14 protein-coding genes are annotated in these 22672 nt (G+C 61.0%); 3 read left to right on the top strand and 11 right to left on the bottom strand.

All coding sequences use genetic code 11. From position 1 onward, the window contains the following. The first annotated feature begins 15 nt into the window (after positions 1–15). A complete protein-coding gene (gspD, locus tag HY896_10470) occupies positions 16–2442 on the top strand; it encodes a type II secretion system secretin GspD (GenBank protein MBI5576770.1) in 2427 nt (808 codons plus the stop codon). Positions 2443–2689: 247 nt separating this feature from the next. Here the strand turns inward: gspD and HY896_10465 are convergent, their stop codons facing one another. The 11 genes from HY896_10465 to HY896_10415 all read right to left on the bottom strand — a co-directional run bounded on the left by HY896_10465 (position 2690) and on the right by HY896_10415 (position 20980). After that, positions 2690–4159, bottom strand: coding sequence for a TolC family protein (locus tag HY896_10465; protein MBI5576769.1), 1470 nt, complete (start codon positions 4157–4159; stop codon positions 2690–2692). Between the two features lie 172 nt (positions 4160–4331). Continuing rightward, positions 4332–5618, bottom strand: coding sequence for a cytochrome c (locus HY896_10460; protein ID MBI5576768.1), 1287 nt, complete (start codon positions 5616–5618; stop codon positions 4332–4334). A gap of 456 nt (positions 5619–6074) precedes the next feature. Further along, positions 6075–6470, bottom strand: coding sequence for an Ig-like domain-containing protein (locus tag HY896_10455; protein MBI5576767.1), 396 nt, complete (start codon positions 6468–6470; stop codon positions 6075–6077). A gap of 29 nt (positions 6471–6499) precedes the next feature. Then, positions 6500–8776 carry a cadherin-like domain-containing protein gene (locus tag HY896_10450; GenBank protein ID MBI5576766.1) on the bottom strand — a complete coding sequence of 759 codons (2277 nt, stop codon included), beginning with the start codon at positions 8774–8776 and terminating at the stop codon, positions 6500–6502. Positions 8777–8794: 18 nt separating this feature from the next. Further along, a complete protein-coding gene (locus HY896_10445) occupies positions 8795–10192 on the bottom strand; it encodes a multicopper oxidase domain-containing protein (GenBank protein MBI5576765.1) in 1398 nt (465 codons plus the stop codon). Positions 10193–10207: 15 nt separating this feature from the next. Further along, positions 10208–11371 carry a multicopper oxidase domain-containing protein gene (locus HY896_10440; GenBank protein MBI5576764.1) on the bottom strand — a complete coding sequence of 388 codons (1164 nt, stop codon included), beginning with the start codon at positions 11369–11371 and terminating at the stop codon, positions 10208–10210. 18 nt (positions 11372–11389) lie between these two features. After that, positions 11390–16723, bottom strand: coding sequence for a hypothetical protein (locus HY896_10435; protein MBI5576763.1), 5334 nt, complete (start codon positions 16721–16723; stop codon positions 11390–11392). Then, positions 16720–17154 (bottom strand): response regulator, encoded by a 435-nt coding sequence (locus HY896_10430; protein MBI5576762.1) that lies wholly within the window; start codon positions 17152–17154, stop codon positions 16720–16722. The genes HY896_10435 and HY896_10430 overlap by 4 nt, the downstream gene beginning before the upstream one ends. 211 nt (positions 17155–17365) lie before the next feature. Then, positions 17366–18817, bottom strand: a complete 1452-nt coding sequence (locus tag HY896_10425) for a sigma-54-dependent Fis family transcriptional regulator (protein ID MBI5576761.1) — start codon at positions 18815–18817, stop codon at positions 17366–17368. Next, a complete protein-coding gene (locus HY896_10420; protein MBI5576760.1) occupies positions 18817–20304 on the bottom strand; it encodes a PAS domain S-box protein in 1488 nt (495 codons plus the stop codon). Before HY896_10420 ends, HY896_10425 begins: the two co-directional genes overlap by 1 nt. Before the next feature lie 304 nt (positions 20305–20608). After that, positions 20609–20980, bottom strand: a complete 372-nt coding sequence (locus HY896_10415; GenBank protein ID MBI5576759.1) for a nitroreductase — start codon at positions 20978–20980, stop codon at positions 20609–20611. A gap of 156 nt (positions 20981–21136) precedes the next feature. Here HY896_10415 and HY896_10410 point away from each other — a divergent pair, with 156 nt between their 5' ends. Both HY896_10410 and chrA read left to right on the top strand, forming a co-directional pair. After that, positions 21137–21472 (top strand): helix-turn-helix transcriptional regulator, encoded by a 336-nt coding sequence (locus HY896_10410; GenBank protein MBI5576758.1) that lies wholly within the window; start codon positions 21137–21139, stop codon positions 21470–21472. Positions 21473–21490: 18 nt separating this feature from the next. Next, the gene (gene chrA, locus HY896_10405; protein ID MBI5576757.1) at positions 21491–22636 is read left to right on the top strand and encodes a chromate efflux transporter; all 1146 of its coding nucleotides are present in this window, start codon (positions 21491–21493) and stop codon (positions 22634–22636) included. The last annotated feature ends 36 nt before the right edge of the window (positions 22637–22672 follow it).

Genomic DNA, 22672 nt, shown 5'->3' with positions numbered 1-22672 from the left:
GTGGGGGAGAACGGCATGATACCTCGTATCCTTGCGATTCTTGCTTTGCTGGCTATTGCCGTGTCCGTGGGGGCGGTAGAGATCGGTCCCCTTCCCCACCGGACGCTCGACCTGATCGAGCAGAAGCCGCCCGTTCCGCCGCCGCCTCCTTCCAACGGCAATGAGGCGGGAAAAACGGCAACGAACGGAACGCCGGCGCCTCCGGCCGACGCGGCGGCGCCCCCGCCCGCGGCGGAAGGGCTGCCCGCGGTTTCCACAACTTCGCCCCCTCCCGCCGGATCGACGCTCGTCGAGGAACCGGTTGTTCCTTCCGAAACCGCCGAGCAGGCTCCGCCGGAGGAAACACCCGCTCCTGCGGCTCCGAAAACGGCCGAACCCGCGCCGCCGGAAGAGACCCCGGCTCCGGCCGAACCAAGGACCGCCGAGCCTGCCCCGGCAGCGCCTGCGCCCGCGGCGGAAGCCCCCGTCGCTCCCCCTCGTGTCCCGGCTCGACCCATGCCGGTTCCGCGCCCGCTCGCCTTGCCGCAGCGGCCTGTTCCCGCGGCCGCGGGCGGAGGGTTCCTGGTCAAGTTCAACAACGCCGACGTCTACGAAGTGATCCATACGCTCGGACGGATTGCGGGGATCAACTACATCATCGACCCCAGGGTACGTGGCGTCGTCAACGTACACACGCAGGGGACGGTGAAGAAGGACGACGCTCTCGAGATCCTGTTCTCCATTTTGCGCGTAAACGGCGCCACGGCGGTCAGGGAGGGGAACGTCTACCACATCGTCCCGATGAACGAAGCGAAAATGGAACCGCTGATCGAAGGCGCGAAGGAGGATCCGTTTTCTCCCAACCGGCCCACGATGCGGGCCTTCCCGCTGCAATACATCGCCGCGGCGGAAATGGCGAAGGTGATCCGCCCGTTCCTGTCCGCGGGGGGTGACGCCACGGAAGTGCCGCGGGCGAACATGCTGCTTGTGACCGACACGGCCGGCAACATGGACAAGCATGTCAGGCTCGTGGAACTGTTCGACGCGGACGCGTTCAAGTCCGCGGGAGTCAGGATGTTTCCTCTTAAATTCCTGGACCCCGACGAAATGGCAAAAAGCCTGGATGCCATCTTCGGCGCCCTCGATTTCGGTGCGAAGGGCGGACGCCCGTCCGGGATAAACTTCGTTCCGCTTGTGCGCCTGAACTCCCTGCTCGTGGTGAGCGCCTCGCCCAGGACGATGGACGAGGTGGAGCGCTGGATCAAGGAGCTCGACCGTGAACCGTCCAGCACATCACGCGCGGTGCACCTGTACCGGGTCCGGCACGGCAAGGTAAAGGACATCGTGGCCATCCTGGAGAAGCTCTACCCGTCGCGCGCGACGGGGCTTCCGTCGAAGCCCACGGAATTCAAGCCGCAGTTCGCCGAACCGGTCAAGCCGACGATCCTGACCGCCCCGCCTCCCGCGCAGCAGGCCGCGGCGCCGAAACCCGCCGCGCACACCCCCGAAAAGAAGGAGGGAGAAGGGTACGACATCATCGCGGACGAGACGACCAACTCGCTCATAATCCGCGGTAGCGCTTCGGAGTACGCCGCCATACTCGAGACCTTGAAGGCGATCGACGTCTACCCGCGCCAGGTTCTTCTCGAAGTGCTGATTGGGGAGGTGCAGCTCGACGACACCCTCAAGCTGGGTGTCGACTGGACGTATATCCGCCAGTTCGGCGATTACAGGCACAACGTCTCCATGGCGACATCGGCGGCGGCATTCACGTCGGGCCTGCGATACATGGTGGACAGGACCGACCGCCTGACGGCCGCCTTCCGGTCGCTGGCCAACGACGGCAAGGTTTCCATCCTTTCCTCCCCGAGCGTGATCGCCGCCAACGGCAGGAAATCGAAGATCCAGGTCGCGGACTCAGTCCCCGTCACAACGGCGTCGATCGTCGCCAACTCCAATCCCCCGGTCACCACGCAGACCGTGGAGTATCGTGACGTCGGCGTCATCCTGTCTTTTACCCCGTACATCAACGACCAGGGGATCGTTACGCTCGAGATCGAGCAGGAGGTAAGCGAAGTCAGCAGCACGGAGTCCACCGGAACGACGAACCCAAGCTTCTTCAAGCGGAACATCCAGACGACGCTCGTCGCCACGCAGGACCGGAGCATCGTCCTCGGCGGACTGGTCAAGGAGCGGCAGGCGCGGAACCGGGAGGGTCTCCCGTTCTTCTACAAAATCCCGATCATCGGCTGGATATTCGGCGCCCGCTCGGACACGATGACCCGGAACGAACTGCTCGTCTTCATTACCCCGCGGGTCATCTCCAGCGTGGAGGAAGGGACGCAGCTCAGCCGCGACTTCGAGGAGCGCGTCCTGGAGCTCAAGCAGCGTTTCGGCGAGACGAAGGGAATCCGCTACGAGCGCAAGGAACCGCCGAAGGAGCCCCCCGCGGAGAAAAAATAATCCGCGTTAAGAATAAGTAGACCGAATCATAATTTCAGGGGTGCAATGCAAGCGGGCGAGCCGCCGAGACGGGGTGCCCCTCGCGGGGGCGTCGAGCGACGAAGCGGGAGCCAGGGATGGCGGAGCAAGGAGCTCGCGAGCTGCAGCCTGGCCATGGAGGGCCGGGCAAAGCGTCCCCTGCGAGGGGTACCCCGCGAGGCGTGCCGAGCCCGCTTGGAGCATCCAACTCCGGCTACCCGTCTCGTCCTTATCGCGCGACGTCGACGTGCACTCCCAGCCGATCGAGCAGCACGCCCGTATCGCGCCACATTTTAGCGACCCCGTTGGCGAATCCCTCGGCGGCTTCCAACTGGGCCGTCTCGGCCAACGCGAGATCGTTTTCGGCGTTGATCAGTTCCTGGACCGTCGACGCGCGGGCACGCACGTTCTTTCTGTATTCCTCCCTTCGCAGTTCGCCGGTTTGCCGTGCCTTGTCCGTAACCTGCATCTGCAATCGCGCCGAAATGAGCGCCCGCAGGTCCGTCTCCACTTCATTCCGGATCTTGAGCGCAAGCGCCTCGATCTGGTTTCGCACCTGCATCGTCCTTATCCTGCTCTTTATGTAATCGTTTTTCGCCGCATCGTTGCCGATGGGGTAAACGAACTGAAGCCCCGCCGACCACCAGGTTCCCGGGTGGTCTCCGATCCGTTCGTAGCTGTTTCCCAGGCTGTCCCCGGTCCCGTTCAGCCCGCCTCCGCCGGTCAGATTCAGTTCCGGCAGCTTCTGGCGCCTCGATACGCGCTCTTCGAGCTCGCTCGCCTTCAACGTCAGCCGTAGTTGCTTCAGGTCGGGGCGGTTCTCGAGCGCCGCCTTCACCGCCTGGTCCTCCGTTTCCGGCGGCTCGGCCCTGGAGGGAGGGTCGATGGGGATTATCCGGATGTTCGGTTCCATGCCGATCAGGTACCGCAAGCCTGCCTCCGTGTCCCTTGAATTCCGCTCCGCGTCCACGAGTTCCTTGCGTCTTTGTGCGACCGCGTATTCCGCGTTTGCGATTTCCACCCTGTGGAGGGGCCCCGGCTTCGGCCTCTTGCTCAACTCGTCCAGCAGATCCTGGGCCGATTTCAAGGCCGCCGTTTTCGATTCCACTATTCGGCGAAGCGTATACAAATGGTTGTACGAGGAATAAGCCGCGAGGACCGTATCGGCGGCGGCAAGGCGGAACCGTTCAAGGTTTTCCCGGTACGTGTTGGATGCGAGGGTGATATTCAGCTCGAATGTATCCTTGCCCGCGTTTTTCAGGAGCGGCTGGGTAAGCGTGAGCCCCACCGTAGACTGCCAGTCGTTCGATATCGTCCCGGGTATATCGGTGCCGATGGACGTATAGCCCGCCTGGGTCGATGCGGCGATGTTTCCTCCCGTGGGAAGGTTCTGCGACAGGCTGGCGACGGCAGTCCCGTACCTGGAGTCGAAGAAGGGATCTCCAGTACTGGACAGAACTCCTCCTGTGCCCGAAACGCTGAAGACGGGGTTGTAGACCCCGCGGCTCCGCGCGACGTCCGTCCTGGCCATCGAGATGGTATGGGATTCGATTTGCAGGTCGAGGTTTTTCAGGATCGCCATCCTTATCGCGTTGTCCATGGTTATAGCCGCATCCTGCGGGGCATCCTGGCCGTAGATGCTCACCGCGGTAAGAAAGGTGATGCCGAAAGCCAGAGCCCGGAACGTCATTGTTTTCATGATTGGGATACAAAGCCTCCCTTCGATTTCCGTAATCCCCCGGCTTCGATGCCGCGAAGCGCCATTTTGTCTTATGGAATTTAAGAACAAAAAACCCCCGCCCTGGAAAGGCGGGGGTTTAAGGTGGAACGGAGCCCTCCCCGGGGGGAGGGCTCACTGGTCGGAATTGGTATTAGTACAGTGAAATGGCGGTGATTTGGGCGCTGGTGAGATTGCTCAGGAAGCCCATCCCGCCGGTGTTGTTGTTGATGGCGTTCTGGGTGGACGTGGCCGACTTCCCGCGCTTCGAGGTGCCATGGCAACTGGAGCAGTACTGGGTGTACAGCGCGCCTCCGTCAATGGTCGACGTTGCGGAGTTGACTACGGTTACCGCCACGGAGGCAGTCCTGGTGACACCGCCGTAGCTGTAGCTGGCGCCGATGGTGGCCGCCTGGTTCGCTGTCACCTGCGGTGCGGAGAAGACGCCCGAGGTGCTGATAGCGCCAAGGTTCGCGCTCCAGGCCGGAGAAACGGAGGTCTTCGTCCCGTCGCTCCAGGAAGCCGTGGCCATGTACGCCGCCGTGGCGCCCTCGTTCACCGAGGAAGATCCGCTGATCGTAATGCCGCTGAGCGTTTTCGTAACGACAACCGAACCATTGACGACGGTTACCGACACAGAGGCCGTCTTGGTAACTCCGCCGACGCTGTAGCTGGCGCCGATGGTCGCCGTTTGGTTCGCTGTCACCTGCGGGGCGGAGAAAACGCCCGAGGTGCTGATAGAGCCGAGGTTCGCGCTCCAGGTCGGAGAAACGGAGGTCTTCGTCCCGTCGCTCCAGGAAGCCGTGGCCGTGTACGCCGCCGTGGCGCCCTCGTTCACCGAGGAAGATCCGCTGACCGTGATGCCGCTGAGCGTTTTCGTAACGACGACCGAACCGTTGACGACGGTGACCGACACGGAGGCCGTCTTTGTCACCCCGCCGGAGCTGTAGCTTGCGTTGATTGTCGCCGTCTGGTTCGCGGACACCTGCGGTGCTGAGAAGAATCCCGATGCGCTGATCGTCCCCATGTTCGCGCTCCATGTAGGAGAAACGGAGGTCTTCGTCCCGTTGCTCCATGAAGCAGCCGCCGTGAATGTCGCCGTCGCGCCCTCGTTCACCGAGGAAGAACCGCTGATCGTGATTCCGCTAAGCGTCACGATCGGGGTCGGTGCAGGTCCCGGTGCGGGAGTGGTCCCAGGGCCAGGTTTACCGGACCCCTGATGCGCCTTCTGCTTTTCTCTTTCAAGACGCGCCCTTTCTCTCTCTCTTTCCCTGCGGGCCCGTTCCTTCTCCTTTTCCCTTTCCCTGCGTTCCTTCTCCCTCTGCTGCTCCATCTTCTGCTGAATGGATGAGCCGTTTTCGGCGTTAACTACAGGAACCGCCGGTGTCTGTGCAATGCCGAGCGCAAGCAATATAGCTGCAATTTTCAAAGTTTTCTTCATTACTGATACTCCCTTTTCTTTTTTTGAATCCGTTACTTCCTGTTCTTGTACGATCGAACTTCCACTTCCATTTTCGGACACCATGGTGACCGACGTTACCTCCTTTCGCTTTGCTCTAGATCCTTGCCGCCTGAAGCACCCAAGGATTCCCATAATCCGTTTAATGAGAAAAACCGTATGGTTTTTCCTTGTTCCGTAATTTACGAATTATGTGGTTGAGAATCTGTAGGTGTAACCATTATCAGCAAGCCCCATGCCAACAGGGCGGGCGTCGTAACTTGCTGATTTGGCGGAATGTGAATATTCAGCCGGACAGGAGAGGATTTCGATAATGAATTCTTAATATCAATTATGAAATTTAAATTCCCGGGGGGAGAAGTTTGGAAAATGCGGAAAGTGCGAATTCTGCAATCGGATCTAGACGGAACCGGTAAATACGCCTCGCCGCCGCACGCATTACTTGACGGTTATCGTCACTTTTGCGGGCGCGGAAACCGCTCCTTCACCGTCCTTCACGGTGTAGCGGAAGAAGTCCATGCCCCGAAATTTCCTCTTCGGGGCGTATGTAACCACGCCCGTCTCGCTGACTGCCACCCTCCCGCCGGCGATCGGCCTTGAAACGATCGTAACCGTTGCCCGGTCGAGTTTGCCGGCCGGGGTCGTGCCGGGATCGGGGTCGTAATCGTTGGCGAGCACATCGATGGCGATCGAAGTGTTGCGGCGCACCGTAGCCGAATCGGGTACGGCCACAGGGGGGTTGTTCGGCTCGGCCAGGGCTGTGGGGCAAAACGAAGGCGCAATAGCAGTAAGGCAGAGCAGAATGAAGAAGCCGGGCACCTTCCTGTTTACCATGGAAGATGCCCGGCATTTCATCGTACGGTTCACGGACCTATGTAATTCAATCGCCGCGACACGAAATCGTCGAAGTACACGGTCCCTCTCGTGCCCGTGTCGATTCCCGACAGCGGTCCGAGCCGCGCGGACTCGATTCTCAGCGTATCGCTGTCGATGCCCGTCGAAGAGGTCTTTTGCACGCCGTCGATCCAGAAAGTCAGGTAGCCGTTGTTCGCTCCCGCGGCCGTTGACGCCGCCCAGTCGAACTCGAAGACGACGGGGGAATCCGGGACGGTCTGCCATGCGCCGTTTTTGTACCCCCCGGCGTCGGTCCGCGATACGGCGCGAACATGATAGATGCCGGCGAACCTGGCGAACTCGATCCGCACCACGTCGACTCCCGTGTTGTTATTGCCGCTGCGGGCGGTCATGATGAAGAAAGCGTTGCCGTTGGTCATCGGGACGCTGTTGGGATCGAACCGGAAACGCGCCCTGTAGCGCGTCTCGTTGGCCGGCGTGTTGCTCATAACCCACATGCCGGTATTGTCGTCGATAGTGGCCGCCATGCCGAACCCGCCGGTCAGCGCCGCTGCGGCGGTCACGTTAAGGTCGTTCTGGCCGCCCGGATCCTGCTCCGCGTTCCAGGCCGAGAAGTTGCCGGACTCGAAACCGTCGGCAAAGATCAGGTCCGATGCCGGCTCCGGGTTCACGGTGATCGTAAAGATCTGCGGCGCGCTGGTGTCCACTCCGCCGTTCGCCGTGCCGCCGTTGTCCTGCGCCTGCGCAGTAACCGTGGCGGATCCGCTTGCGCCGGCGGCGGGCGTGTAGGTAAGCGTCCCCGCCGGAGAGACCGCAGGCTGCGCCGAGAACAGCGCGTTATTGTTGTTGGATACGAGGAAACTCACCGTCTGGGCCGATTCGTTGGCCGGGCCGGAAGAAATGCCTGTGGCCCAGTTGGGAACCGACTGCGCTCCCGCGGGCTGGGTCACCGCCTGGTTCGGACCCGCGGTGAAGCCCGGCGCATCGTTGACTGAGTTCACGGTTATGGAAACCGTCGCTTCGTTGGATGTGCTTTGTCCATCGTTGACCGTGAACCGGAAACTGTCCGGCCCGAAGTAATTCGCGTTCGGCGTGTAGGAGAGATTCGGCGCCGCGCCGGACAGCGTGCCGTTTGCAGGGCCTGAACCCGCCACAAGCGCATAGGTGAGGGGGTTTCCGTCACCGTCGGAGCCGGTCAGCGTTATGGGAGTGGCCGTATCTTCATTCGTATTGACGATCTGGCTGTTCGCCGCGGGAGGGGTATTGGATGATGCGGCCCCCGCCTGGAGGTAGGCGAGCATGACGGATCCGGGAATCCCGTCCGTCGCCTGGCGGGTGCTGTCGAACAACGGGAAAGCGCCGTCGGCGGGAGGGTTCCAGAGGGCGTCGACGGTCTTCCCGGCCGGGAGCAGCACGGAGTACTGCTCTTTCGGATACGGGTAGAGGTTGCCGTCTTCGGCGATCAACTTCATGTATCCGCCGTTGTGGAGTGTGGGTATATGCGTCCTGAGGCCGGCGTTCAGGAACCGCAAGAGTGTAGTCTGGCCGGAACTCCCGGCGTTCAGCGCCGCCTGGCCTTCCTGGAACGGCAGGCCGTCGATCAGGAAGTAGTTGGCCTTATAGTCGATGGTGCTGGTCATCGTGCAGGGAGGATTGGAACAACTGCTTCCGTACTTGCCGCCTGCCACGGCTTCATGCAGCGCCTTGTCGATCTCGCTGTAGAGCAGGACCACCTCGTTGTCGAATGGCACGCCCGGATATGCGAGACCAACGGCCGGGTAGACATTCAAGGCGCCGTAGAGACCCATCTGGACCTGGATCTGCGGCTGGGTTCCGCTTTCGTATAGATGCGTCCCCGGCTTGAGGCCGGTCCATGTGTACTGGCTGGTGCCTCCACTGGGTCCTGCCGTGCCGGTGAACGAAGTCGCCCTCTGTCTTCCCTGCGCGTCAGGCGGCGCAAATACCGGGGCAAGGACAGCCTTTTGGCCTGCGATGACGATCGAGGCAGGCTCGTCGAGGCAGTTCCGCAGGTTTACGGTCAGGGTATCCGGCAGGGTTACGGACAGCGCCGGCCCTGGAACCCAGCCGGCCGTTTCGTCGCAGGCCTGCCCCGTATCCGCGGCGAACCCCCACATGTTGACGACCGCTCCGTCCGGCATGGCCGTGGTGAACTTCTTCGCGACCAGGTCGACCGTCACCGCAAAGGAGGGGGCCGCCAGCAGGAGAACCGCGATCCCTGCGAGAATCGATATCCCTCTTCTCTTTTCAACGTTCGCTGAAATCATCGCGCATCCCTCCTTTCACTAATCCAGCGGAACGGATTGGGGCAGGATCGCCATCATGGTCAACATGCCGCCGGGGAAAACTCCGTAGTTGAGAAGCTCTTTTTCATTGTGGCTGTGCCACATGAAGATATATGCTCCGTATCCGTTGAAATTCTGCTGGCCGACCGGAAGCGCCAGGGGATCTTCCGTCCTCCCGAGGTACGGGCTCGCGCTGAAGAACGGCCCCATGGTCAGATCCAGGGAGTTCGGCAGCGTGACGGGGATCTCATTGCCGTGGTCGGCGCACCATTCCTTCGTTGCCGGATCCTGCGAACCGAAGTAGGCATCGTTCGGGTTGCTTGCGCGCAGCGCTTGAGCCTGCGCGACCGTCATGCCGTTGCACGGGTGCTCGTGGCCGGCGTCGGCGCCGTAGATGTCCCATCCCATCCCCTTCCCGGTCCATTCGAAGATGGAATCCGTAGTCTGGCCGGGAGAGGACAGTATCGTAAAGATTTCGGTGCTCAGGTCCGGTCCGGCCCCCGGAGCGCTCTCCAGCATGCGGCCGTCCTTCGCGATCACCCGTGCATGGTTCCCGTGAAGATGGAACGGATGGGAGCCCCGTCCGATCCCGACGACCCGCAGAAGCACCCTGTCCCCGGGGTGCATCACCGCCATGGCTCCGTATGGCTGCGTCGGGTACAGCCCGGTCCCCGGGGAGTTGCTCATAGACATGGTGTCGACCGCGGTCCGGCCGTTGATGAAATAGTAGTTGGGGTAAGGACTTGAAAGGAAATCGAACCATCCCAGCGCGTCGGGGCCCAGGAACTCGACCACGTCGTGGATCCGGGAATCCATCTCGCTCAGGATGAAAAGATACTCCCGGTCATAGGCGGAGTCCGCATGGCCGTAAGCGGTAGGCGCGGCGGGGTTGAAACCGGCGGGCCGGACGATGATCGCTCCGGCCATCCCCATCTCCTCCTGGATTTCGGTCAGGGTGCCGCTGTGGTACAGGAAGGTCCCGGGTCTCGCCGGGGTGAAGGTGTACATTACGGTTCCGCCGGGTACGGCTTCGCGGGTCAAACGGCCGGCCGTCCCCCCGCTTGACGACACCTGCTGGCCCGGAATAACGATGGAGGCGTTTCCGGCCGATGCCGGCAGCGCGTTCGTCAACGTTATCGTCACCGCGACACCCTGGTCGACTATCAATGTCGGGCCCGGGTACTGGGCCCTGCCGGAGCCGTCGTCATAACCCCAGATCAGGACGGAGCCCCCGTCCGCCGTGCTGATGAAGTCCTCCCTGGCCGTCAGGTTGAACGCCGTTCCGGTGATGCCGTCTACGACGGCTTCGGCGCCGGGCCCGTTCACGGACAGCAATACAATCGCAATGGCGATCGACAGGAAGGATTTCATCCTGCGCATATTCGCTGTTCTTCTCATGCCGCGCCTCCTTCTTCAGTTGATCCGGATTTCGGTCATCATCCCGCCGAAATCCTCCTGGTCGTTGCTCAGGAAATTCAGGTTGGTCGTATAAAGGAAATATCTCGTTCCCGGCGCGGTGTCCGGCGGGATATCGAGGATCGCGTCCGCCGTCTCTCCGGAGCCGAGCAGTATCGAATTGGTGACGTAGGAAAGGTCCTTGCCGTCCGGCCCGCGCAGCAGCCTTGCGTCGCGGCCGACGATCCTCATCGGGATGCCGAGAGCGGCCAGGGTGAAGTCATGGTGCACGCTCAGGCTGGAGAGGCGAAGGAGCACCTTTTGCCCGGGCGAGGCGTTTATAAGGGAACTCACCCGCTGGGACTCCTTTCCCCCGTTTTCCGCGGGGGGAGGAAGCGGATTCGGGTTGACGGTGTCCGGATAGCCTCTTCCGTTCATCACCGGATAAGTGACGCGCAACGTGTGGAACGGAAGGGGTTGAACGGCGATATGCTGCTCATGGAAATACCCGTCGAACCCGCTTACCTGGATAGGATATTCCACGTCGTAGCCCGTGGAGCCGTCGCCGTCGTTGTAAGCGAACATCGTGCAGGGCGCCCCCCCGTCGCAAGTGCCGAGCGGCGTGCCGTTCTGCCTCGGGCGCACGTAAAGGTTCGACAGCATGCCCATTTCCATATGCTCGGTCGCCTCCACGTGGCAGTGGTACATGTAGGTGCCGGGCTCGACGACGTTGTAGAAATAGGTCAGGGTGGACCCCATGTTGATTCCTATGGTGCCATGGGGCTCTCCATCGAAGATGTTCGAGGCATTCGGGAATCCGTGCCAGTGGAGCGAATGCGGGTCGAAAAGGTCCGGGCGCATCATCATGCCGACGTTCGTAAGGTTGAGGAAAAACCGGTCCCCTTCGTCCAAGGAAATCGTCGGCCCGGTGAATTCCGCTGCCAGCATGCCGTCGATGAGCGGATCGGCGCTGGCGGTGATGTCGCCGAACCCGAACGTGTACAGGACCTTGCCGTCCGCCATCGTGACGAACCCGTCGCCCGAGGACAGGTGCATGCATTTGTCTTTCGGGTTGCCCGGGTCGCCGCACTGGACGAGGACCGCGGCTCCTGAATTTCCTCCTCCAGCCAGGAGAAGGAACCCTGCAAGGAAAGGAGCTATGCGCATTCCGATCTTCTTCATTTCGTCACCTCCTTGGGCCTATGGCAATATGCTTCCCTGAGCCGCAACCGGGGGCACTTCATCCGCGCCCCTGTCCGGACCCGACACGGAGGGACGGTTGCCTCCGTCGAAATCCTTCCCGAGCTCGGGATACATGTTCCAGAGAAGCGTCTGCGTCCCCGGGACATACCGGGTTCCGGGGACATGCGACGCCGGACTCGATGGATTGATGTGGTAGTTTCCGTAGGGAGTCGTGCCGTTCGTATTCATCAGGGTATGCGGCCCGAAGGAAACCCGGAGGAAGTTCCCGCCCTCGTCGAATATGGCGGGCAGTTCGCCCAGGCCGATATTGAAGTACGACAGGAGGAAATTCGGGTTTGCACCCGGCCCGCCGAGGTTGTTCGGACTGTAGCCGTTGAGGGTCGTAAGAATCCCGTACATCGGATTCAACAGGTCGGCGGCTCCCGTATCGAGCACACCCAGGTCCTGGTAGTTCCAGGGGGCGGTTGCCGGCTGGAGGGACCAGTCGAGGGTGGCCGGATTCTGAACGGCCGTGAATGACCGGTTCTGCCAGAGAATGTTGTTCAACAACTGCGGGTTGGAGAAAAGCCCCGCCTGCGCCGAAGCGGACGCCAGCACGTTGCTGTGTGCGCGCGACGCGATGCCGGCCGGCTGCGGAGTGGATGCGGCGGGCGGCGGGGCGGTGAAGGCCGCACGCGCGGTCGCGGTGCTGTCGTTTCTGGCGACCGTGTTGTTGATGATGTTGCTCCTGGCCGCGTCCTGAAGCGATATGGCGCCTGCCAGGCCCGTGACGTTGTTCACGACCATGTTGTTGAAGATATTGAGGGTGTGCCAGCCGTCCGGAGTGCCGGGGGCATCGGCAACGTCTTTTCCGTTGACCTGGTAGGCGGCGATTCCGGCGCCGTCGCCGGCGCCCGCCCCGTTGCCGAGGATCAGGTTGGAGTCGACCGTCACCGTTCCCGAGCCGTCGGTCAGGACGGCGGGCGCGAGCGCGGTAAGGCCGCCGACGAAGATGCCGCCGCCTCGCCCTTCCGCCTGGTTGCTCCACGCTTCGTTGAATATGATCGCGTTGCGGGCGATCAGGCCGTCTTCGCTCAGGCCGTGGTGCCCGATGCCGCCGCCGCCGTCGCCGAGGGTGATGTTTCCGCAGATCCAGTTCTCGGTCACCTTGTAGCCGTCTGAACCGGAGCCGAGCATCACTCCGCCCGCACCCAGGTTCGTGCCGCCGTTCCGCGCCACCTGGTTGTGGTGGATGCGTATTCCGTCATTGAACGCTCCCTGGTAGCGGCGCGTCGGGTCCGTGGGGTCGGTGCAGGGGGGGGTGTCGCAGGAAACGAGATCGACGTGCCCGATCCTGATTCCGCCGCTGCTGACTCCCATATTGTTGGAGATCCTGTTGTTGCCGATCGAAAGATTGTGGGCGTATCCGTTGACGATGATGCCGCCGCCGTTGACGGAGCCGATGATGTTGAATCCGTCGATCCGGGAGGATCCCGGGATGAATCCGTTAGACGGGGAGCCGGGTTGGGTGTCGTCTTTCGCAAGCACCATGACGCCCGGACTTTCAAGAAGCACATTGGCGCCGAGGGCGCCCATCCCGAGGACGGGAAGGATACCCGGAGAGCCGGCTTCCTGGCTGGGGAGCAGGCTGAATTCGCCGGCGTCCAGCAGGGCCTTTACCTTCTCACGCCAGATCTGCACTTTTTCTATGGGGAACATGATTGCGTTGATGGTCGTGGACCCGGCGCCCCATCCCTGGAGCCGTACCGGTTTCCACATAGCCACCATCTCCATGTAATTCCCCGGTCCCACGAGTATCAATTCGCCGGGAGAGGCGGCGTCGACAGCCGACTGGATCGTCGGATAAGCAGCCGTGGGAACGCGCATCGGTTGCCCGGCGCCGAGCGCCACCGTCAGGGTCACGCCGTTCTCCGTCGATTTTCCGTTGCTGCGCGAAACCGCAAGCTGGTACTCGCCCGACGGCACGTCGTTCGGAAGCCTGGCCCTTATCACCCTGTTGGTCCACTGGGTAATGGTGAGGTTCAGGATGGTACCGTTGACGTCGATGGTCGCCTTGCCCGCCGCCGTCCCGAAACCGTGGTCCCTGTTTATCGTTTTGTTCAGGTTGGTGGGCGAGCAATTCGACTCGGGTCCCGGGCAGTAGAACGGATTGGGAACTGCCACCGTGCCGTCAGATACGATGAGGATTTCCTGCTTGTCCTGGCTGTTCGCCGGGTTCGCCGTTACATAAGGCCCGCCTCCGGCGCCCGGAACGTTGACGGCGTGGATCGTCGGGGTCTGGTTGGGAAGATCGCAGTCAAGAGGGGCCTGGGTAGGTCCCACATAGGCGGCCGTGGGGAGCACCGGCAGGTCCAGGTACGTCGTGGATCCCGGCATGAACTGGAATGTGTAGCAGAACTGGCCGTAAGACTTGTTGAAACTGGGATCCAGGATGAATTCGTCCTCTTCGCCCCCCGGGACGTACGCCGGATTCGGCATCATCGCGTCGTTCATGCACGTCGTGATCATCTGCGGCGTCATGCCGCTCGGCAAGGGGGTGTTCGCCGTATAGGTCGAGGGGAGAAGGCCGTTGAACTTGCCGAACTCGTCGGCGTAGATGCGCGAGAGCTCCCTGCCCGTCCAATCCCGGATGGAAATCGGAATCCATGGCGGGGAGTACTTTTCCCCGGCGTTAGGCGACGATGCACGTGAGTCGTTCGTGATGTCGTCGGTGGTCAACCCGGTGAACTGTCCCGCGATCGGAGCCTTCGTGAACAGGAAGAAATTGGCGGCCGCATTCTCACCGTCCTGGAGAACCACGTATTTCCTGTCGCACAGCTTTCGGGCCTGTCCGGAGAAAGCCGTTGGAACGCCGGGAAACAGGCTCAATTGTTCCGGCACGAAATGGCGGTCCCCCACGCACTGCGGAGCCCCGAGGGGGACGAACGGATTGAAGGGCGGCGGCGGCGCGCCAGTGTCCGCGAGCGGAGGAATGAAGTCGGCGGCGGGCTGCGGCATGTAGTTGTCGCCGAAGTCGACGTTCTTGTCTTCTTCTTTCACTATCTCATAGCCCGGAGGAGGGACCGCTTCGACGATATAAACGCCGCTGGGAAGGGATTTGGGATCGCCGGTGACAGCGGTGCCGAAAGCGTACCCACCGTCGAAGAGCCCGGGCCGGACCTGGTTCCAGTTTCTCAAGCCGTCGAAGCAGTCGGAGGGGTTGCCCTGGAAGGAGAACGACGGACCCCTGCATTCGGTGGGGATGTTCTCGTCCCAGCTATCGGTCCAGGTCGCCTGTACGGCATCGCCGAGATCGAAAACGCCGTTGCCGTTGCGATCCACATCCTCCGGACCCGGCACACCCGTGTAGCCGGGGTATGCCGTGTCACCCTTGCCCGTCCACTGGAACGGGTAATTGTCGATGTCGGCAAGGTCGATGGTTCCGTTGCCGTTCGAGTCTACGATGGTCCCGGCAAGGAAATTTCCCGTGTAAAGGTTGACCTGAACGCCTGCGATGCCCGGCTCCCAGGGTTCCCCGAAGCCGTACACCGGGTCGTCCTCGGCGCGCGTGACCGAATAGTGGACGATCCCGGTGATTCCGCCGTTCTCGTCCGTCCCGTAGGGGCTCTTACCCCATTCGAATACGCTTGTGGAACCAACAAACCCCTGGAAGGCTTCGAGGAGCACAGGCCCGGTTTCGATGCGGGTCTTTCCGCCGTCGGCCTGGATCTGCGGGGTTACCTGTCCGCCCCAGGACCATGGCTCCAAGGGGTCGATCGGTCCGCCGTCGTCCACGGTTACCCGGACGCCGGTAGCTTTGTACCTGAGAAAATCCACCTCGGAAACTTGCCAGTTGAAGAAGGGGAAGATCTCGTTGAAGGAAGCAAAACCCATCTCATCGGTCAAAAACGACTGATACATCGTACCGTCACGCCAGCGGAGGTTGACGGCCTGCTCCAGCATGCCCATCGTCTCCTCGGGATCCCGGACGCCGTTGCCGTTTTCGTCGAGATACACGTAGTGCTCCTGCCGCGTGAACCAGTGGATGACGGGGATCTTGCCGAGATTCACGTCGGCGTTTCCTACGACCACCGTCGAGAAGTTGATGATGATGTCCAGGAAGTCGTCCCAGACCACGAGCTGGTACGTGCCGGGCTTTATCGCAGGCACGGTAAAGGTCCCGTCTTCGTTGGTGCGCGCGACGTAGATCCCCTTCCCGGTAGCGGAGTCGTTCAGCCCGATCCAGGGGGTCGTATGCTTGAACGGCGCGCCCGGGTTGGAGGAAATCCCCGGAGGCCGCCCCAGGTGGTCGTTGACGATCTGCCCCGTGACGGTTTGCATTCCGGCATATGCCGGGTCGAGGGGCGTCTGCTTCGCGAAACTCATGATGATATGAGGCGTCGGGGGGCCGAACTCAAGAAGGTAGGGAGGCTCGTTCGGCTTGACCCAGGCGTCGATCACCCTCGAACCTTCGATCGTGGTCGTCTGGATGTACGGAGCGGGCGGCACCGCGACAATGCTGTATTTTCCCGGCGCAATGTACTTGAAGCTGGCCATCCCGTTGGAATCGGAGAGAACGAACCCCAACCCTTCCGCCACGACGTTGGGGACGCCGTCCCCGTCGCTGTCGACGAGCTGCCCGTTCGCATCGAGCTCATAGGTCGTCCCCAGCGCCATTCCGAAGGCGTCCGTGAGCATCGGTCCGCCGGAGATGCCGTAGCGGCCGCCCGTGTCCACCAGGTAGAAGGCGACGTTAGGGAAGGGATTCTCCGCCGGGACATCCGGGAATCCGTTGATCGGGTAGTTGTCCTCGGTGGCGAAGATGTTGACCTGCGCCATGGGGAAGGGGAGCTTGTTAACATAAACCTTCACGCTTGCCTGGCCAGGAGCAATGGACGTCCCGCTGTTGCTGAAGCTTCCGGCTTCAAGCGGGAGCACCGAAACGTAGTACCGCTTGGCGGGGTCCAGCACCACCGATTCCAGCCCGCTGCCGGCCTTGCATTGCGGGTTGCTCGGCCCTGCGGCAGGGTCGACGCATCCCGAGGCGATCACCGGCATGTAGCTTTTATGGAAGCTGACCGCCAATTGGTTGGTCGAGCTGTCCCCGGGACGGACCGGATACGTCGCGTCCTCCTGCAGGGTCCAGTAATACCTGCCGACGGATGTAGGGGGAGGAGGCGGCGTTCCCGCAGGAGATCCCGCCGGGTTGCGGTTTACCCCTACCACTTCCAAAGTCGCCGCCCCGGAGGGAGAGATATGCAGGACGATCATTCCGACAAGCAGGACGGGCAATATCGCCCCTATCCATGCCGCCCGTTTTTCCCGAATGCAGCTACGCTTCACGGTTCTCATAGTTCAACCTCCTTTTCCGTTTGCTGGAGAAACCTCCCGACGAGTCCGATCAGGTCCGGCGGTTGGAACGGTTTTTGGATATACCCCATACACCCGTCATTTCCGAATTCCGAAATCAGGACGGTGTCGCTCACGCCTGTCACGACAAGCACGGGAATTTCGATCTCCCGGCGTTTCATTTCTGCGATCAGATCCAGCCCCGACATTCCCGGCATCACTATGTCCGTGAGAAGAAGCGAATACCGCCTGCCTCCGTTGTGAGCGTCGATCATCATTTTCAACGCATCAGCTCCGCTTCCCGCGACGGTTACGTCGTAGCCCGCCCCACGCAAGGCCACGGTCGCGGAGTACAGGAAATCCGGTTCGTCGTCCACCAGCAGGATGTGTTTCCGGCGCTCCGGGCACTTTTCTTCTCCGTTCGGCTCCCTCATGGAGAACCCCTTGGTATCAAGAGTAGTGCCAATTCGTCGCGGAGTAATTTTCGGACGGAATATCAGGTACTTCCGTGAAATTACCGGGAGATTGCGGTCGCAGGAGGGCTGCGACGGTTCGCCGGACGGGCGGTTCGCCGAATCGATAGAATGTTTTAGTTATTCAAGCTTTGGAGGGCAAAAAGGAATCGTCCGGGGTGCGACGGAAGTTTCACCCCTTGTGCCTTGAACCTTCTGATCTTTCCATTCTCACAAGCCGTTTGTTCAACGCCTGGCGGGAAATTCCAAGAAGCGACGCAGCGACCCCCTGGTTGTTCCCGGATCTTTCGAGGGCTTCCGCGATAAGGTATCGCTCCGTGTCCTTCAATGTGGGAAAACGCTCCGGGATCGGAAAAGGCACGTTACCGTTTCCCGGCACCGGTAACGGGCTGGAACCGGCGTGCGCCCGCTCCTCCTCTATTTTTTTACGGAAGCTTTCGATCGAAAGGACGCCTGTCGTGTGCTGCGCCACGGCGTTGGCGACCATCGTTTTCAGCTCGCGGACGTTTCCGGGGAACGAATAGGTAGACAGCAGAAGGAAAAGTTCCTGCGGAATCGAGGGCGCCCTTTTCCGCATCGTCGAAGCGGAATCCTTGAGAAAAAGGCCGACAAGGAGGGGAAGGTCTTCGGGCCGTTCGCGCAGCGTCGGGATGTGAATGTGATGGGCGGCCAGGCGATAGTAAAGGTCCTTGCGGTACGTACCCTCCACCATGCGCGCCTTCAGATCCTTGTCGGTGGCGCAGATGATCCTGGCATCGGACCGCTTCTGGACGTCCGATCCGAGCGGATAGTAGGTTCTCTGCTCGAGGAGACGAAGGAGCTTGACCTGCGAGGAGACTTTCATGTCGCCCACTTCGTCGAGGAACAGCGTTCCGCCCGCTGCGCAGGCGATCAGCCCTTCCCTCGCCTGATCGGCGCCGGTGTAGGCGCCTTTCTTGTGGCCGAACAGGGTGTCCGAAAACATCGTGTCGTCGAGTCCGGCAGCGTTGACCGGGACGAACGCACCCTTGCAGCCGCTCCGGTCGTGTACCGCCTTGGCGATCAGCTCCTTTCCCACCCCCGTTTCGCCGGTAACGAGCACGGGCTGGCCGGACGGAGCGATGGCTTCGACGTACCGGAAGATCGCCCGCATCTTACCGCTTCGCGTGAGGATTTCAGCAAATGCCGCCTCATCCTCCAACCGGGAGGAAAGAAGGCTTTTTTTCAGCGAAGAGACCTCCTGCCTGAGACCATGAAGCTCGAGCGCCCGGGAAACGCTCGAGACAAACCGGCTGCTTTCCATCGGCTTGACCAGGTAATCGAAGGCGCCGCCCTTCATGCAGGTTACCGCCACATCGACCTCGCACTGGGCGGTCGACACGATAACGGGAATGTGCGGGAACTCCGCCTTGATTTTTTCGAGGATCTCCGTTCCGCCGATATGCGGCATGGTGAGATCGAGCACGACGATGGATGCTTCCCGTTCCGACAGGAAAGGGAGAACGTGCCTGCTGTCGTTGATCGTTTCGACAGGTGAGATCCCGGATGAACGGAGCGTCACCTGGGAGGAAAGCAGAAACGCCGGGTCGTCGTCCACGAGCAGGACGGGTCGGCAAAGTGAACTCCGCGTGTCATCCGGTTCCATCATCTGAGAATCCGCACCTCCGACTTCCGGCATTGGTGTTCGAGCGATTCCGGCGCAGCCGGGAGGATAATGCGGGCGGCGGTCCCCTTGCCCGCCTCGGAACGGTATTCGATGGTTCCGCCGTGCTCCTTGATGATGGAAAAGGATATGGAGAGGCCCAAACCCAGGCCCCCTTCCTCCGACCTCGTGGAGAAGAACGGCTCGGAAAGACGCTTTATCACATCTTCGGACATCCCTTCACCTTCGTCCTCGACGCAGATCCCGGTTTTCCCCTCGCGGCGGTCGAAGGAGGTCGAGATGCGTATCGCGCGGTTTTTGTCCCGCAACGCCTGCAGCGAGTTCATGATCAGGTTGACGACGACCTGTTCCAGCTGCTGGGAGCATCCCTGGACCGCCGGATCGGACTCGTCGTAAGAGACGCGGAAATTCCGGCACTTTTTCGTTATTTCGTGGTTCAGTATCGCGGCGGCGTTTTTCACGACGTCGTTTGCGCTGACCCGGCAATCCTGTTTCCGGGTATCCTGTCGCGCGAACTCCTTCAGCGTCCCCACGATGTTGCGGATCCTTGCGGACCCGCCCGAGATTCCGTCGACCAGCTTGGGAACGATCTCCCTCATTTCGGAAAAGGGGAGACCGCCCAGGAGGAAATCGCCGTTTTCCTGGTGGAACTTCTCGAGGACAGGCTCGGCGTCCCGCCAGGCCTTGCCTATCATGGGCGCGTTGAACATTATCAGGTTGTTCGGATTGTTGATCTCGTGCGCCACGCCTGAGACGATTGTTCCGAGCGCCGCCATCCTGCTGGCGTGAATCAACTGCGCCTGTCGAGTGATGGCCTCGTTTTCCATCCGGATTCTCTCCGTGACGTCGCGGAACGTGCAGTAGCTGATGCTGCCGCCCTCCAGCAGTCGGATGGACTTCCCGCGGACCGACACGATGATATTTTCCCCGTCCCTGCGGATGTGCCGGACCCTGTCAAGGACGAGCCGCCGATGTTCGTCTATGCCCGATATCCGTTTCTCTAATTCCGGCAGCTCGACCGGTACGACGAACAGGGAGGGTCCCTTCACTGTCATTTCCTGCCGGGTATATCCATATAGAGCTTCAGCAGCGGGATTTGCATCCTGGATTCGGGCGGTCCCCGGCTCGAAAAGCAGGATGGGTTCTTCATTCTGCTCGAACATCTGCCTGAAGTGTTCCACGATGCGGATGCGTTCCCGGATCGATCCAAGCTCGATTTCCTGCCGCCGGATGACGCCCACCCAGTATTCGCTGATTTTATAAAGCAGCAAGGCGGATGCGAGGAGGTAAAGGATGTCCTTGAGCGCTGCAAGACCGCCGAGCAGGTAATGTTCGCACAGGAGCCATGTCACCCCGACAACGGCGTATACGAGAGCGATCTTCCAGGGAACGCTTCGGCTCCTGAGGAGCGCCGATATATTTTCGGATATCCGTCTCACGAATGTCCGGATGCGGAGTGCGGTCTCCATCGAGCGCGTTTTCCTCTAAAAACGGTTCTGCATGTTCTTTAATCGCTCCTCACGCGGCGGATACGGCCATGTCTACTGCGTTGCCCTCGGTCGCGGCGCCCTGTAGCCATACCCGTCTCCACCGCCTCGCTACGAACCCTGGTGAGAAATGCGGGTTAAGGACTCTCGGGCAGGTTTTGCCTGCATTACCGGTGACACGAAATTGTTAACAGCATATATTCCTGATTAACGGGAAATGCAAATTTCAATTGTTATGATTCACGGTTCCTGAAAACGTTTCAGGGGCTTTTGGCGGGAAAAGGCGCTATTCCGGGGGATGCGTGGCTTCGCGCGCCAAGCGTTTGGCTTCCGCGATTTCTTCCTCGGTTACGATGGAATCACGGATACGATTGAACATCGGGTTTATGAGGTCGTTCACCCGCCGCGCAACGTACGATTTCTCCTTCAGCGATTCCTTCATGAAGCGAATGCACCCGTAACAGCTTTCGGTTCGAACCCGAAAGTTTCGCGGGTCGATCCGGTGCCACCGTGACAAAACCCGCATCCCAAGCAGCAGCGGTTCACGCAACACGCGAAACCACCGGACACGCTCGTAGCACAACGCGACGAGCATGATCGTGCACGTGTTGCAGACCGCGTACTGCCGGTCGTTCGACGCGGGGGCTGGGCCGGTCATTCGATCCCTTTCCTTGATCGATCGAAATCGTCTCATAGGTATTTCCGTAGAACCTGGTATTTCCGCGCATTACCAGCCATATCTAATGGTTGGTCCGGCAAATCATTATATCTCGTCGGATTGACGATATTACGATAATCGTCTACGATATTCATCATGAAGCAGGAAATGAAGACGATCACGCGGGAAATATTATTCAGCTTCTGGAAAGTTCACATCCTGCATCACGCCGGGAAGGAACCGGTCGTAGGGCAGTGGATGCTACAGGAGTTGCGCCGGCATGGCTACGAGGTCAGCCCGGGGACAATGTACCCGATGCTTCGCCGGATGGAACGCAACGGCTGGCTGCGTTGCGTGACGGCCGCCAAGGGGGGCCTCCACGCCCGGAAAAGCTACTACCTGACCGACAAGGGGCGTGATGTCCTCGATATCATCCTGTCGCAGCTCGAGGAACTTCGAGGCGAAGTCTCGCGCGGGAAAAGGAAAAGATGAAAAAGGGGGGGCAGTCCTTTGGCAGCCCGTTTCCCGCCGGGAAGACTGGCGGAAGTGGCCGGATACTTCCTGCGGCTCGGCATCACCGCCTTCGGCGGTCCCGCGGCGCACATATCCATGATGCATGCGGAGGTCGTCAATCGAAGGAAATGGCTGGATAACCAGCGCTTCCTCGACCTGCTCGGCGCCACGAACCTCATCCCGGGGCCGAATTCCACGGAAATGGCGATTCATCTCGGCTTCCTGCGCGCGGGATGGGCGGGCCTGATACTCGGAGGCCTCTGCTTCATTCTGCCCGCTGTTCTCGTCGTGACGGCACTTGCATGGGCTTATGTACGCTTCGGTTCCATTCCCGAAATCGGTTCGGCCCTGTACGGCATAAAGCCCGTCATCATCGCCATAATTGCAAAGGCGCTTTGGGACCTTGGGCGAAAAGCGGTCAAAGGCCCGCTGACGGCTGCAGTCGGGATTGCCGTACTTGTGCTCTATTTCCTCGGTGCCAACGAGATCGTCTTGCTGTTCGCCGGAGGGTTCGCCGTACTGTTCGCCGCGAGCATCCGCCGGATGGGAAAGGGTGACGTAGCGGGTTTCTTTGCGCTTTTCGCCGGATCGGGTTTGCCCGCTCTCGGTGTCGTGCCGTTCAGCCTGCCGGTGTTGTTCCTTGTGTTTCTGAAAATAGGGGCCGTTTTGTACGGCAGCGGCTACGTCCTGCTCGCTTTCCTGCGCGCCGATTTCGTCGTCCGCCTCGGTTGGCTCACCGACCGGCAGTTACTCGACGCAGTTGCCATCGGCCAGGTGACGCCCGGACCTGTCTTCACGACGGCAACGTTCATCGGTTACCTGCTCGGAGGCATGCCGGGGGCGCTGCTTGCGACCCTCGGCATCTTTCTGCCTTCCTTTATTTTCGTCGCCGCTTCTTTTCCTTTCGTTCAACGGTTGCGGGGGTCGGCCACGGCGGGGCGGTTTCTGGACGGCGTCAACGTCGCCTCGCTGGGCCTCATGGCCGCGGTGACCTGGCAGTTGGGCCGCGCCTCGTTTGTGGACCCGCAGTCAGTCGCGATCGGGCTCGTTTCGGCGGTCCTTCTCATCCGGTACGAAGTCAATGCGACATGGCTGGTGCTCGGTGGGGCGGCCGCCGGTCTTGTCCATATGCTCCTGCAATAACCCGCTTCAACTCTTACCAGCGTCCGTACCCACGCC

This window comes from Deltaproteobacteria bacterium (assembly GCA_016218975.1).
Lineage (GTDB): Bacteria > Desulfobacterota > Deferrimicrobia > Deferrimicrobiales > Deferrimicrobiaceae > JAENIX01.
Note: the sequence above shows the minus strand (reverse complement) of the source record. Positions and strands in the feature narration are given on the sequence as shown.